The organism is Halobacillus kuroshimensis DSM 18393 (assembly GCF_000425705.1).
Lineage (GTDB): Bacteria > Bacillota > Bacilli > Bacillales > Halobacillaceae > Halobacillus > Halobacillus kuroshimensis.
This window is the reverse complement of record NZ_AUDY01000004.1, coordinates 39,064-52,883: the sequence shown is the minus strand read 5'-3', so window position 1 is coordinate 52,883 and position 13,820 is coordinate 39,064. Positions and strand designations below refer to the sequence as shown.

Annotated in this window: 12 protein-coding genes; 9 read left to right on the top strand and 3 right to left on the bottom strand. The window is 47.9% G+C overall.

Annotation, left to right across the window (positions count from 1 at the left end; translation table 11 throughout):
- Positions 1-85: 85 nt before the first annotated feature.
- Entirely contained in the window at positions 86-991 is a 906-nt protein-coding gene (rarD, locus tag H615_RS0100695) for an EamA family transporter RarD (protein WP_027953360.1), read from the bottom strand.
- Between the two features lie 256 nt (positions 992-1,247).
- Positions 1,248-2,834: an FAD-dependent oxidoreductase gene (locus H615_RS20675; protein ID WP_035531052.1), complete on the bottom strand. Its 1,587-nt coding sequence runs from the start codon at positions 2,832-2,834 to the stop codon at positions 1,248-1,250.
- A gap of 198 nt (positions 2,835-3,032) precedes the next feature.
- Between H615_RS20675 and H615_RS20670 the strand changes: the two genes are divergently transcribed.
- From H615_RS20670 to cls, 7 genes are all read left to right on the top strand, one after another.
- Positions 3,033-3,950, top strand: coding sequence for an EAL and HDOD domain-containing protein (locus H615_RS20670; protein ID WP_244877709.1), 918 nt, complete (start codon positions 3,033-3,035; stop codon positions 3,948-3,950).
- Positions 3,951-4,313, top strand: a complete 363-nt coding sequence (locus H615_RS22645) for a YuxH family protein (RefSeq protein ID WP_244877708.1) — start codon at positions 3,951-3,953, stop codon at positions 4,311-4,313.
- A gap of 89 nt (positions 4,314-4,402) precedes the next feature.
- Positions 4,403-5,581: a methionine gamma-lyase gene (gene megL, locus H615_RS0100680; protein ID WP_027953359.1), complete on the top strand. Its 1,179-nt coding sequence runs from the start codon at positions 4,403-4,405 to the stop codon at positions 5,579-5,581.
- A 146-nt stretch (positions 5,582-5,727) separates the two neighbouring features.
- On the top strand, positions 5,728-6,222 hold the full coding sequence (locus tag H615_RS0100675; RefSeq protein ID WP_027953358.1) for a PTS sugar transporter subunit IIA: 495 nt from the start codon (positions 5,728-5,730) through the stop codon (positions 6,220-6,222).
- A 209-nt stretch (positions 6,223-6,431) separates the two neighbouring features.
- On the top strand, positions 6,432-7,895 hold the full coding sequence (locus H615_RS0100670) for a glycoside hydrolase family 32 protein (RefSeq protein WP_027953357.1): 1,464 nt from the start codon (positions 6,432-6,434) through the stop codon (positions 7,893-7,895).
- Positions 7,896-7,972: 77 nt separating this feature from the next.
- Positions 7,973-8,521, top strand: coding sequence for a transcription repressor NadR (locus tag H615_RS0100665; protein WP_027953356.1), 549 nt, complete (start codon positions 7,973-7,975; stop codon positions 8,519-8,521).
- Between the two features lie 143 nt (positions 8,522-8,664).
- The gene (gene cls, locus H615_RS0100660) at positions 8,665-10,110 is read left to right on the top strand and encodes a cardiolipin synthase (RefSeq protein ID WP_027953355.1); all 1,446 of its coding nucleotides are present in this window, start codon (positions 8,665-8,667) and stop codon (positions 10,108-10,110) included.
- A 342-nt stretch (positions 10,111-10,452) separates the two neighbouring features.
- Here the strand turns inward: cls and H615_RS0100655 are convergent, their stop codons facing one another.
- On the bottom strand, positions 10,453-11,601 hold the full coding sequence (locus H615_RS0100655) for a S1C family serine protease (protein ID WP_027953354.1): 1,149 nt from the start codon (positions 11,599-11,601) through the stop codon (positions 10,453-10,455).
- A 182-nt stretch (positions 11,602-11,783) separates the two neighbouring features.
- On the opposite strand from H615_RS0100655, the gene H615_RS0100650 reads away from it, so the two are divergent.
- A complete protein-coding gene (locus tag H615_RS0100650; RefSeq protein ID WP_027953353.1) occupies positions 11,784-12,470 on the top strand; it encodes a response regulator transcription factor in 687 nt (228 codons plus the stop codon).
- Positions 12,467-13,807: a sensor histidine kinase gene (locus tag H615_RS0100645; protein WP_027953352.1), complete on the top strand. Its 1,341-nt coding sequence runs from the start codon at positions 12,467-12,469 to the stop codon at positions 13,805-13,807. The genes H615_RS0100650 and H615_RS0100645 overlap by 4 nt, the downstream gene beginning before the upstream one ends.
- Positions 13,808-13,820: the final 13 nt, after the last annotated feature.

Below are 13,820 nucleotides of genomic sequence, written 5' to 3'. Positions count from 1 at the left end.
AAGTATTGGTGATCGCTCCTTTGGGGTCACTAGAAAAAAGGTTTCTCTACAAGCTGAAAGGTGTTCTCTATAGGAGAACACCTTTTTATGTGACTTTCGGTTCGTATTTCTTCATGCGTTTCATGCGCGCCATCGTATAAACGGCAAGTCCTGCCCAGATGAATGTAAAGGCAACGCCATGCACCGATGTGAATGGTTCGTCATAGAGGAATACTCCGATGAACAGCATAATCGTTGGCGCGAAATACTGTAAAAAACCCACCATGGAAAGTGGAATCCGTTTAGCCCCCGCTGAGAATAGAAGTAACGGGACAGCGGTAACGACTCCAGCGCCGAAGACAAGGAGTGCTGTGAGCGATCCCCATTCTACAGATGCCCACTGTCCGCTTTGCTGTTGGAGCAGGAAGAAAAGCGCAGCTGGTGTAACGATGAACGTTTCAATGGTCAGACCAAACATGGCGTTCAACGGCACCAGTTTTTTCAGCAGGCCGTATGTCCCGAAGCTGAAGGCCAGCAGCAGGGCAAGCCAGGGGACGGAGCCGAACTTTAGTGTCATATAAAGCACGCCTGTTCCAGCGAGAGCGAAAGCGATCCACTGGGCTTTCGAGAAGCGTTCCTGAAGGAAAATCATGCCGAGCAGAATGCTGACCAGCGGATTAATGTAATAGCCGAGACTGGCTTCAACCACGTGATTGGTATTGACAGCAAGTATGTAGGTCACCCAGTTGATACTGATGGTCACAGATGCCAGTGTAATTCCGATCATCTGCCGCTTATTCGTTAAAATGCGGCGGCATTCCTTGAAAAACGCCTGCTGTTTTTGAAGAACCAAAATGATCAGCGTCATAAAGACAAACGACCAGACGATGCGGTGGGCAAGAATCTCATAGGCGGAAATTTCCTGAATCCATTTCCAGTAAATCGGAAGAATGCCCCATAAAATATAGGCCCCGGCTGTATAAATGATTCCTAGTTTTTGATCATTTTCCATCTCTGTCCTCCTTTCTACGAAAACTGATCGATGTACGTCCGAATCATTATAGCACCATTTGCAGAACAGGATGGAAGGAAAAGCTCTGAAGAAGCGTGGGTTTTTAGATGATTGAAAAGTATAGGCCGGCCACTGGTTTCTCCGAAGGATACGTGTGGCTGACCAGTGGATGCGGCCTCCGGTCATCTGGAAGCATGAGAAAAGCTTGTAGATAAACACAGGGTTTCTCTACAAGCGGTGACACGTTTGTCATTGATTATGGCGTATCCTGAGGCCGGTCTGCATCATCAAGGTTTTGAAACGGGAGTTCCGCATGGTTGTCGATCGCTATTCTCAGAAGAGGCTGGTCGGCCGGTCCTTCCATGACAGAACCATCATAGGAAAAGCGCGACCCATGACACGGGCAGTCCCAGGAGTGTTCCGCACTGTTCCATTCGACTTCACATCCAAGGTGGGTACAGGTGGTATCCAGGACGTGAAGCTGCCCCTCCTCATCTCTGAATGCACCAGCTCTCTGGCCTTTCCACTGGACAACCATTCCTTCTCCCTTCTTTAAACGGTTCGGTTTATCTTCCACCAGTTCGACTTTTCCTTCCACCAGGTGGGCGGCTACATCGAAGTTCTGGGAAATGAACTGCTTCATACTTGGATCTGACTTGAAACGGGATGGTTTGAAAAGCTCGTGGAACAAGGAGGTTTCCCCGCATACATAATCGGTAATCAGCTGGGCAGCCAGTGTTCCATTTGTCATGCCCCATTTTCGGAAACCGGTCGCAATAAAAATCCGGTCATTTTTCCGGGTGATCGGTCCGATATAAGGAACCTTATCGAGCGTCGTCAAATCCTGGGCAGACCATTGGAAGAGCTTCTTCCTGATGCCGAACGTCACGGCAGCAAACTCTTCGAGAGCCCGGTAATGGAAGCTGGTATCGATCCCCTGGCCGGTTTTATGACTTTCTCCACCGATGATGAGTACATTTTTTCCGTTGTACTCAGCCGTGCGGATCGAGCGTTTCGGTTCGTCGATGGACAGGTACATGCCCTCAGGAACTTCACGCTCGGGTTCGACAGCGATCACGTAGGATCTTTCCGCATACATGCGGGAAAAGTACAGGCCTTTTCCATCATAAAAAGGGAAATGGCTGCAGGAGACCATCTTCTCGCAGGACACGACGGACCCGCCGCCGGTTTTAATTTCAAGACGGTCTTTCTCAGTAACGTCGACCGCTTTCGTTTGTTCGTAAATTTCTCCTCCAAGTCTCACAAACTCCTCAGCGATGGCTTTCAGATATTTCACTGGGTGGAACCGCGCCTGGTTTCTCATGCGAAGTGTCTTTTCAGCATCCATGCTGAAAGGGAGTTCATTCCCGGTACCGCCGGGAATGTCCAACTTCTGATAGGCTTCGTACTCCTTGTCCAGTTTCAATGCTCCTTTAGAGGTGGTTGCGAATAAAAAAGCGTCTTCTTCCGCCCAGTCACAGGCGATATTGTACTTATCGACCCATTCTTTCATCGTTTGGAGGGCCTTTGTCTGTGCCTGGTAATAGAGGGAGGCGGACTCCTCACCAAAGTGTTTAATCAACTCGTGATAGATTAATCCGTGCTGGGCCGTTACTTTGGCTGTCGTATGTCCGGAGGTGCCGTTGATTAATCGGTCCGCTTCCAGAAGAATGACTTTTCTCCCGGTTTTGGCCAGCAGATAAGCCGTCGTTATTCCGGTAATACCACCGCCGATGACAGCAACTTCCGCAGATGTATCTTCTTTTAACGGTTCATAGGAAGACAAGGATGTATCTTCTCTCCATAGTGGTTCAGGTTGTGTCCACTGTTCAAATTGTGTCATAGAAACCCTCCTGAGAGATGCTTTTCTTTCAGTGTTTCCTTTCCTTACCAAATCATGTATCTGGAAGAAGGATAAGTTTTCGACAATCCGCAGGAAAAAATGGTCGGGCAGGCTTGTACCTGCCCCCCCCCCCCCTGTATGGAAAATTTTGTAGTATAATCAGTAGGTATATGGAATCAGATTGAGGTGATAAACAGGATGGAAGTATTTGTGGCCCGACAGCCGATTTTGACGGTGGAGGATGATGTGTACGCCTATGAGCTTCTATACCGGAATAGTGAGGAAAACCGGTTTGTGCCCATGGATGAGAACAAGGCAACATCGGACGTGCTGATGAACAGTTTCGTTACAATCGGACTGGAACGGTTGTCCAATCATAAGCCCTGCTTTATTAATTTCACGGAGGATCTGTTGTTGGAAAAAATTCCGGCATACTTCGCCCCTGAAGAATTGGTCGTTGAGATTCTTGAGGATGTGTCATTCAGTTTCGAGATGATCCAGGTGTGCCGTGAGTTGAAATCAAAAGGGTACACCATTGCTCTTGACGACTTTATCGACCCGGAAAGAGCCTCTATTTTCGAGCTGCTTCATTACGTGGATATCATTAAGGTGGATATCCGTATGGTTACAGAAGAGAACCGCAGAAAGATCATGGCGCTTGCCGGAAATTACAACATCCGGCTGCTGGCTGAAAAAGTGGAAACCAGAGAAGAGCATGAGCGGTGCCTTCAGGAAGGTTTTGAACTTTTCCAGGGTTTTTATTACAGCAGACCTGACATCGTAAAAGGGGTGGACATTCCTTTTTTCACCTCCACATACGTTCAAATGCTGATGGAACTATCGACAGCGGATGAAGACATCGATATGGAACGCATTACGAAAATCCTCGAACAGGACCCGGCCCTCACCTATAAACTTCTCAGACTGATAAACACATCACGGCGCGAGTCGAAAATTCCAGTCGAGTCCATTAAACAGGCGGTTATGCTGCTTGGAACAGAATCCTTGAAGAAGTGGCTGTATGTGCTGTCTGTGGACCAGACCATTCCTGCAAAGTCTGCTCATACCAGGCTTATTGTGAAAACAAGTCTTGTACGAGCGAAGATGTGTGAATAGATGGCTGTGAAAATCTATACGAAGGAAAAAGCAGAGGGTTATTTTCTTACAGGATTTATGTCATTAATCGATGTTCTTACCCAGCGCCCTTCGCTGGAAACGATCGAACCGCTGCCGCTTGCAGAAGAGATTAAAGAAGCTTTTCGTGGAGAGAACAATACATACAGAAAACTTCTGGATATTGCTGTAAAGCTGGAAGCGGCTGATTTTGATTGGCTGGAGCGGCTGACTGATTTTCCTCTTACTCTTTCCCAGCTGTTTGAATGTTATGGTCGTGCGGCTGCATGGGCAGAGCGGCTCTTTCATGAATATTTCAATGAATATAAGGACGGAGACGATGTGGAAGAACAAGAGTCTCTGTGATGAATATAGTAGGAAGGGGGGAGCCTTTTCCCTCCTTTTTTGATAAACTATTAATGTAAACGCTTACAGAAAAGGGAAGGGGAAGGGTTATGAAAAAGACACATATGGAAACAAAGATGATTCACAATGAGCAGGCTGGACATAATGAAACAGGGAGCCTGACCACCCCGATCTATCAAACCTCTACGTTTTCATTTGCTTCCGCACAGGAAGGGGCGCGCAGGTTTGCCGGTGAGGAGCAGGGCTATATTTATTCCAGGCTGGGCAACCCAACCGTCGCCCAGTTTGAAGAACGAATGGCCGCTTTGGAAGGTGGCGGGAAGGGACTTGCCTTTGCATCCGGTATGGCGGCTGTGTCGGCTGTCCTAATTGCGCTTACAAAAGCCGGTGACCATATTGTCTGCTCCAATGGTCTGTATGGGTGTACGTACGGCCTGCTCAAGATGATGGAAGAGAAATATGGGATTACTCATGACTTCTGTTCCATGGAGACAGAGGAGGAACTGAAGCAGACGATAACAAATCGTACGGCCTGTATTTTCGTAGAAACGCCGATAAATCCAACGATGAAAGTCATAGATTTGGAGATGGTGTCACGGACAGCCTCTTTGTCTCGCATCCCGGTTGTTGTTGATAATACGTTCTGCACGCCTTATCTTCAAAGACCGCTCGAACTTGGGTGCGACGTTGTCGTTCACAGTGCTACGAAATATATAGGAGGACACGGTGATGTCGTAGCCGGTGTCGTCGTAGGCAGTCACTCGTTTATGGAGAAGCTTGCTTCTTCCCAGCAGAAGGACATTGGCGGTATCTTATCTCCATTTGATGCGTGGCTGTTGATCAGAGGAATGAAAACAATGCACCTCCGCATGGATCGCCATAGTGCGAATGCGTCTGAAATAGCAGCTCGTCTGATTCGTCATCCGAGAGTGAAGCACGTGTATTATCCGGGCTTTGCGGATGACAGGCAGACCGCGATTGTACAAAATCAAATGAAGACCGGAGGGGGAGTCATCGCATTTGAATTGAACGGAGGACGGGAAGAAGCGGAACAATTCATCAACCGGTTAAACCTCATTAAGATTGCGGTCAGTCTGGGAGATGCCGAGACATTGATCCAGCATCCCGCTACCATGACTCATGCGGTCGTTCCTGAAGAGCAGAGGAACGCCATGGGCATTCACGAATCGCTTATCCGTATATCCGTCGGACTCGAAGCCGTCGACGATATTTGGTATGATTTATATCAGTCCCTCTCGGAAGATTGATGAACGCGTCAAAGCCGTGACACCTGTCCGGCTTTTTTGTTTTGTTCGGCGTTTATCCTTTCCGGTGCAGGGAAAAGTAAAAGTAGCTTCATGAACAACCGTGAAACTATCTTTAACATTTATAAAATCATAAAGGACGGTGCCGTATGTTTAAAAAATTATTCGGTAAAAAAAATGAAGAAGAGCAGCTTACTGCTCCTGTCAGCGGGAAAGTTGTCGCGCTTGATGAAGTGGACGACCCTGTATTCAGCCAGCGTATGATGGGTGATGGTGTTGCAATTGAACCTGCAGATGGAAAAGTGGTCAGTCCTGTATCCGGAGAAATCGTTCAACTGTTCCCGACCAACCATGCCGTAGGGATCAAAACGAAGTCCGGTGTTGAAGTCCTTGTCCACATCGGTCTTGAAACTGTATCAATGGAAGGGGAAGGTTTCGAAGGTCACGTGAAAGCTGGAGACCAGGTGAAGGCTGGAGACCATTTGATCACATTTGATATGAATCTGGTTAAGGAAAAAGCGAAGAGCACGATTACTCCTGTCATCATTACCAACTATGACGATATCATCGACTCTTTTGAACCATCGTACAGTGATCATGCAGAAGCCGGTCAGTCTACAGTGGCTGTCTTAACGACGAAGTAATAGGAAAAGCCTAAAATACTCTGGTGTTTTAGGCTTTTTTCTTTTTTTATGCAGAATACCTGAAGAAACAAAGCAAGCTTCAGGGAGAAGCATGGTTGTCGGCTCGTGCTCATCTGCTGGGATATGAATGGAAAATAGATAGAAAACGCTATATAATAGGTGGAAAGAATCAGGTGATAGGCCGTATTTATACATAGAGGGGGATGACATTGACGGAGCGTGAAGAGGAACTGAGAGAACTTGTAGAAGCGGAAGTACGTAAAAACAAAGAGAGTGTGGAAAATGACCCTTACCGCCTCACGTACCACCATATGCCTGCAGCAGGATTGATGAATGATCCGAACGGATGGATCCAGTGGAACGGGACCTACCACTTGTTTTATCAGTGGATGCCTTTCCATACAGGCCACGGGGCCAAGTTCTGGGGACATCGGACATCCAGGGATCTTATCCACTGGACAGAGCAAAAGCCTGCACTTACGCCGTCCGAATGGTTTGATAAGGACGGGGCATTCTCAGGGAGTGCTGTCGTATCGGATGATCAGCTGCATCTTTTCTATACAGGGAATATAGATGGTGATGGAGAGCCTGAAGAGGAGTATCAGTGCCTGGCCGTTTCGAGTGACGGAATGACCTTCACGAAAAAAGGTGTCGTCGCAGAGCGTCCTGAAGGGTATACCAGTCATTTTCGGGATCCTAAAGTGTGGCATCATGAAGGAAAGTGGTACATGGTCGTCGGGGCACAGACGGAAGCCAGGCAGGGGCAGGTGTTATTATATCAATCACCGGACCTGGAAAACTGGGAGTTTATCGGACCTGCCGCAGGGAGTTTCCAAGGGCCGCTGAAAGCGTTCGGTTATATGTGGGAATGCCCGGATTTCTTTCATTTGAACGGCCGGGATGTATTGATTGTTTCTCCACAGGGGCTTGACCCGGATGGGATGGATTATGCCAACACTTATCAGAGTGGATTTTTCACCGGAAGTTTGGATTATGAGGCAGGAACCTTCGATCACGGCCCCTTTAAGGAACTGGACCGAGGATTTGAATTTTATGCTCCGCAGACGATGGAGGATGAGCAGGGGAGACGCCTCCTTGTCGGATGGATGGGAGTGCCTGATCAATGGGAGGAGGCTCACCCAACGGTCGATAACCATTGGATACATGCCCTGACGCTTCCGCGGGAATTGACATGGAGGGATGGACAGCTGATTCAGTCCCCGGTGGAGGAACTGCAGGAAATGAGAGGGCCGGTCCTTCTGCATTCGTCCATCACAATTGAAAATGATCAGAAAGCTGTGAGAGGCGTGGAAGGGCGGTCCATAGAGCTTAACCTTGAATTTGAAAAGCTCGGGGATCAGTTTGCGCTGGAATTCTACCAGTATGCCTCCTTCAGTTATAGAAATGGCATCCTTACCTTATCGCGTCCACGTCTGGATGAGCATTCCGAAACGGAATTCCGGAGAGTCCGTCTTGAGCGTCCGTTGGAAAGCTTACGTATCTTTGCGGATACATCAAGCCTGGAAATTTTCGTGAACGGGGGCGAGGAAGTGTTCACCTCACGGATTTTCCCTCAGCCGGAAGAAGAGCATATTTTGTTTACTTCTCTTGGGGAGAGCACCTTCTCCATTGAAAAGTGGAATTTGTCAGGATGGACGCTTGAGCAGGGGTGAGGCCCTGCCAAGCTTCCTGAACACTATTTTTGTATGGTAAGATAAGGATACGTAATTTGCACGAAGGGGTCATGTCTATGAGTCAATCTTCTAAGAAAATGAAAGCAAATGAACGGCGGGAGTACATCCTCACCCTGTTGAAGCAGCGGGGGATGCCGATTACGGGCAGTGCTCTAGCTGAAGAAATGAATGTAACGAGACAGGTAATTGTCGGCGACGTTTCCCTTTTGAAAGCGGGGAACGAACCGATTGTGGCTACCAGTCAAGGCTACATGTATATGTCAGAGGCGAAAGAAGATCTGGCTTATCAGCGGACCATTGTGTGTCAGCACGAAGGCAGCGAGACAGAAAATGAATTGAATATCCTGGTGGATCACGGTGTCCACGTCCGGGACGTCGTCGTAGAGCACCCGGTATACGGGGATTTGACCGCAAGGCTTCAAGTGGCAAACCGCCGGGATGTAAAGAAGTTCATTGAAAAAGTCCGTTCCACCAATGCTCCCTTTTTATTGGAGCTTACGGGCGGCATCCATACGCATACGATTGCTGCAGAGAGCAGGGAAGCACTGGATGAAGCAGAACAGGCTCTTAAAGAAGCAGGAATTCTCTTGGAGCATCAAGGGTAGACGTGTATGAGACAGGCATAAGGAGATGCGCCTGTCTTTTTTTATGGTATTTTTTACATGATTTCATTCCTTTCCCAACCTGTGTGAGGTGGAGAATATGATATATTGAGAGAAATGGTGTTCAATAAAAGGCAGGTGTATACATGGTAGACATATTTCCGATTTTATTAAGTATTATTCTTGGCTTAAACGTCCTTCTGGCTTTGGCGATCATCTTCCTTGAACGAAGGGATGCCAGTGCGACGTGGGCGTGGCTGATGGTGCTCTTATTCATTCCTATTGCAGGCTTCCTGCTGTACCTGATTTTCGGGAGACGCCTCAACCGGAAAGAAATCTTCACATGGGATAAAAAGAGCCGTCTCGGTCTTCTTACGGCTGTCCAGGAGCAGTTGACGGCCATTAAGGAAGGACATCTGGAAGTTCAGCATAAAGACATTATTCCTTATGAGGATCTTATATACATGCATCTGAAGAACAATGATGCCCTTCTTTCCCAGAACAATGCTGTGCAGATCTTTACGGATGGGCAGAAGAAATTCCAGGCTCTTCTTGAAGATATTGAACAGGCGGAAGATCATATCCATCTGCTCTATTACATCCTCCGGGACGATAACCTTGGGCAGCGGCTCGCCGATGCGTTGATTCGAAAGGCGAAAGCTGGTCTTGAAGTGAAGCTTCTTTATGATGACATGGGATCACGCCTTTTGAAGCGGGGCTACCTGAAGAAGATGAAGCAGGCCGGCATCCAGGTGGAGTCGTTTTTTCCTTCCTTTATTCCGAAGGTCAATTTAAAGATCAATTACCGCAACCATAGGAAACTTGCCATCATTGATGGAAAAATCGGCTATACGGGCGGGTTCAATATTGGGGATGAATACCTCGGGTTCAATAAACGGTTCGGCTACTGGCGCGATACTCATCTCCGTGTCGAGGGAGAGGCGGTAAACAATATGCAGACGCGTTTCATTCTCGATTGGAACCATGCCTCCCGCAGAGACATCGTCTATGAAGAACGCTACTACAAGGCAGAGCCGAAGGGTGATGTCGCCATGCAGATTGTTTCAAGTGGACCTGACTCGGAATGGGAGCAGATCAAACACGGCTATTTGAAGATGATCTTATCGGCGAAAAAATACGTGTATATCCAGACTCCGTACTTTATTCCAGATGACAGTCTCCTTGATGCGCTTCGTGTCGCCGTTCTTTCAGGCGTGGATGTCCGGATTATGATTCCGAACAAACCGGATCACCCTTTTGTCTACTGGGCGACGTATTCGAATATCGGTGATATGTTGAAGGCGGGGGCAACGGTTTATATTTATCAAAAAGGATTTCTCCATGCCAAGACGATTGTTGTGGACGATAAAATCGCTTCTGTCGGGACGGCCAATATTGATGTGCGCAGTTTCCGGCTCAATTTTGAAGTCAATGCATTTCTGTATCATCCTGACGCAGCGACAGAACTGTCCGACCGTTTTCATGAAGATATCATGGATTCTACTCAACTTACCCTGCCTCTTTATCAATCAAGGTCAACGTGGATTCGTTTCAAAGAAGCGATCTCTCGGCTGTTGTCGCCGATCTTATAACGTAAAAACCCCTGCACATCGTGTGCAGGGGTTTTTTGAGAGAGGTTGATTTGGTTTTACTATCGTCATAGAAAGGACGGAGGGACAGGTGACAGGCAAACAGGATAGGAGGGGGGGATCTCAGCTGTCTGCCTGCCACCGTCCGTTCGGTCGTTTCTTTATCTGTCCCTGCTTCTCAAAAAGGAGGTTAGTCTTTTTAAGACGCAGAGACTCCACTTTACTTTGGCTGGCTGCTGAAACAGCCCTGCCTGCTCACAGGCATAGGGGTTGGGTTCCGGTGAACGAGGCTTGACTGTTCCATATTTTCTGTTCGTATCCGTATTCTTCATATCTGTTCAATACTTACTGAGAGGTCAGTGTGAGCTGGACGGTGGTTGGGGTCCCGTCCCGATACACTTCAAGCTCTACAGTATCTCCGTTCTGTGCTTGGCTGTAGAGATACTGCCGTAGACGGATGAGCGAGTCTACTTTATTCCCGTCGATGGCGGTGATGACATCGTAGCGTTCCAGTCCTGCTTCCTGAGCAGGGGAATCTTGCTCGACGCCCTGGACAAGGACGCCGTGGGTGATATCAGTTGGTAAACCCAGTTCACTTTCCAGAACAGGATTTGGAATCTGGCTTACATCCTGCAGGGAAACACCCATATATGGGCGCTGTACTTCACCGTTGGTCTCTAAGTCTTCAATCACAGGTTTGGCTGCGTCCATAGGAATCGAAAAGCCAATACCCTCGACTTCGGCCTGGGCGATTTTCATAGAGTTGATACCAATGACTTCACCTTGAAGATTAATCAGCGCACCACCACTGTTGCCCGGGTTAATGGCTGCATCTGTTTGTATGACTTCGGTCTGCCAGTCGGCCTGGTCGTCACCATTGATGTCCACCGGAATATTCCGGTTCAATCCACTGATGATTCCCTTTGTGGCCGACCCTGCGAATTCCATGCCCAGTGGGTTGCCGATGGCTATGGCTGTCTGGCCGATCTCTACGTCATCGGCATTTCCTAAATCAGCAACTTTCTCGACATGTTCGCTATCTATTTGTAAAACGGCCAGGTCTGTCAATGGGTCGCTGCCTTTTAATTCGGCTTCTACTTTGCTCCCATCACTAAGGATGACTTCAAGGGCTGAAGCATTCTCAATAACATGATGGTTGGTGACGACAAATGCTTGATCACCTTCTTCTTTGTAAATGACCCCGGAACCTGTGCCGGCCTGTTGTGTTCCCTGAGCTGAACTTTGAATGTTGCTTATACCAACGACTGCCGGAGAAACCTCATTCACTGCTTGAGTGACATCTTCCTCGTTCTGTCCGATATTCACTTCATCAGCCTGTGCTGTCGGCTCTTCGGTGTTGACTTCAATCGAAATTCCTTTCCATTGAAATACGGTCGTTACGATGAAAACAGCGATAATGGCACCGAGGACGCTGAAGGCCATCCCCGAACGTTTATACTGTTTTCTGCTTACATTCTTATCATCATCCAACATAGAGTAACGGCTGCCCCTTTCGTGAAGATTTGCTGGGATGTCTTTGGTGTTTCCCTCTGACAATTCTTATTATAGGAATGACTTATGGAATGACTTTGGAGAAAATGTGTAAAAAGTGTGTAATGGAAGAGGAAGTTTTGAAAATGTGAGAGAATAAAAAGAAAAAACCAGGAGGAAACGTGATGAATCGACTTATTGGATTGGTGGAAGATGATCCAAACATCAGGGATATAGTAGAAGCCTACTTAAAGAAAGAAGGCTATCAAGTGATCAGCGTGGAAACGGCAGAAGAGGCCTGGGGAATATTCGAAGCGTCTTCTCCGGACCTCTGGGTGCTGGATATTATGCTGCCAGGCATGGATGGGTATGAATTCTGCAAGAAAATCCGTCTGACCTCAGAAGTTCCGATTATCATCATTTCTGCCAAAGATGACGAAATCGATAAAATTCTCGGCCTTGAGCTCGGAGGTGACGATTATTTGACGAAACCCTTCAGCCCGCGGGAACTGGTCGCCAGGGTGAAACGACACTTGAAGCGGTGGGAAGCGATGAAGCCTCTTTCAGAAGAAAAGGTTGATGTGATAAAGGCCGGCGACCTTGAATTGAGTGAAGCCGAGAGGCGGGCCTATTTCAAGGGAACGGAAGTGGAAGTGACGACAAAGGAGTTTGAAATGCTCCGCATTCTGGCTTCTCAGGAAAACCGGGCTTTCTCAAGAGAAGAGCTTCTTATTAAAGTATGGGGCGATGATTATTATGGCAGCGACAGGGCCGTCGATGATCTAATCAAACGACTGCGGAAGAAGATGAAGGAACTGCCAATTGAAACGGTCTGGGGTCATGGCTACAGGTTGAGGGATCAGTCCTCATGAAACTTCTCTATCAATTGAACGCAGCCTTCACTGCGTTAATCATCATCGTCATGTCCATTACAGCTTTTTTCGTTTATTCCCTCTTAATGGATATGCTTATTCAGGATGAGCAGCGGCAGTTGAAAGGACGGGCGGAACTTTTAATCGATTTGATTAACGACCAGGATGAAGACCGTACCCCCGAATTATCTCAGTTGATTCAGGACCGCAATTATCCTATTTTATTGTTCAACAGCGACAATGGAGAAATCCTGTTCCGTACGATGCCGGCCGCTATTGCTGCTTCCTGGATGGAGCGGTATGAGGAAGAATTGGAAGGGGAGGAAGTGTGGGAGAGTGAAGGGGAGAAGTATGTGGTCTATGATTTCCCAGTCAATGCTGGAAACAGTCAGATTCTCGTGATGGCCACCCCGCTGAATGATCTGCAGGCGGTCCAGTCCGTATTTGCGATCCGGATGATCATGGTGTTTCTGATCGGCCTCCTCCTGGCCTTGATTGTCAGCTACATTTTAACATGGCGGCTCGTTACACCGTTGACGAAGCTGAAGCAGGAAGTGAAAAAAATCGAGAAACGCCGGTTCGATGATGTTAAACAGGTCCAGGCCTCCGGGGAGATCAAAGAAGTCGAGCAGAGCGTCCGGCATATGGCCGCGGAGCTTGCGCGTTACATCCATTCCCAGAAACAGTTTTTCCAGAATGCCTCCCATGAGCTGAAAACACCGCTCATGTCTATTCAAGGATACGCCGAAGGGATACGGGACGGTATTTTCCAGGGGGAAGCGGCGGAAAAAGGATTGAACGTGATGGTCAGTGAAACGGAACGACTGAAAAAGATCGTCAATGAAATGATTCTGCTTGCTAAGCTCGACAGCAGTGAGGATGTGTACCATCCTGAGCAGACAAACATCACTGATGTAGTCATACAAGCGAAAGACAGACTCATTCCACTTGCGAACGATAAGGATATGACCATTGCCTTGAAAGGCGGCGCTTCGTTTTATTCTTTTGTAGATCGAGAGCGTATACTACAAGCGGTCATCAACATATTAAGTAATGCTGTCCGTCACGGAACCCATCATGTGACTGTGGAAATCGAAACACAAGCCGAACAGATGAAAGTCAGAATCATGGATGATGGCACAGGGATTCCAGAGGCACTTCTCCCGCAGATGTTTGAGCGGTTCATCAAAGGGAAAGAAGGGGAAACGGGACTCGGTCTTGCTATCGCCCGGGCCATCATCGAGAGGAGCGGAGGAACCATCAAGGCCTATAACCGCGATGATCAACCAGGAGCCGTTTTTGAAATCCGTTTTCAAAGGAAAGACGAGCTCCTCTAACATGATATAATAA

Excerpts from the sequence above, each read along its gene's own strand:
- rarD (WP_027953360.1), bottom strand. The coding sequence starts at position 991 with ATGGAAAATGATCAAAAACTAGGAATCATTTATACAGCCGGGGCCTAT.
- H615_RS20675 (WP_035531052.1), bottom strand. The coding sequence starts at position 2,834 with ATGACACAATTTGAACAGTGGACACAACCTGAACCACTATGGAGAGAA.
- H615_RS20670 (WP_244877709.1), top strand. The coding sequence starts at position 3,033 with ATGGAAGTATTTGTGGCCCGACAGCCGATTTTGACGGTGGAGGATGAT.
- H615_RS22645 (WP_244877708.1), top strand. The coding sequence starts at position 3,951 with ATGGCTGTGAAAATCTATACGAAGGAAAAAGCAGAGGGTTATTTTCTT.
- megL (WP_027953359.1), top strand. The coding sequence starts at position 4,403 with ATGAAAAAGACACATATGGAAACAAAGATGATTCACAATGAGCAGGCT.
- H615_RS0100675 (WP_027953358.1), top strand. The coding sequence starts at position 5,728 with ATGTTTAAAAAATTATTCGGTAAAAAAAATGAAGAAGAGCAGCTTACT.
- H615_RS0100665 (WP_027953356.1), top strand. The coding sequence starts at position 7,973 with ATGAGTCAATCTTCTAAGAAAATGAAAGCAAATGAACGGCGGGAGTAC.
- cls (WP_027953355.1), top strand. The coding sequence starts at position 8,665 with ATGGTAGACATATTTCCGATTTTATTAAGTATTATTCTTGGCTTAAAC.
- H615_RS0100655 (WP_027953354.1), bottom strand. The coding sequence starts at position 11,601 with ATGTTGGATGATGATAAGAATGTAAGCAGAAAACAGTATAAACGTTCG.
- H615_RS0100650 (WP_027953353.1), top strand. The coding sequence starts at position 11,784 with ATGAATCGACTTATTGGATTGGTGGAAGATGATCCAAACATCAGGGAT.
- H615_RS0100645 (WP_027953352.1), top strand. The coding sequence starts at position 12,467 with ATGAAACTTCTCTATCAATTGAACGCAGCCTTCACTGCGTTAATCATC.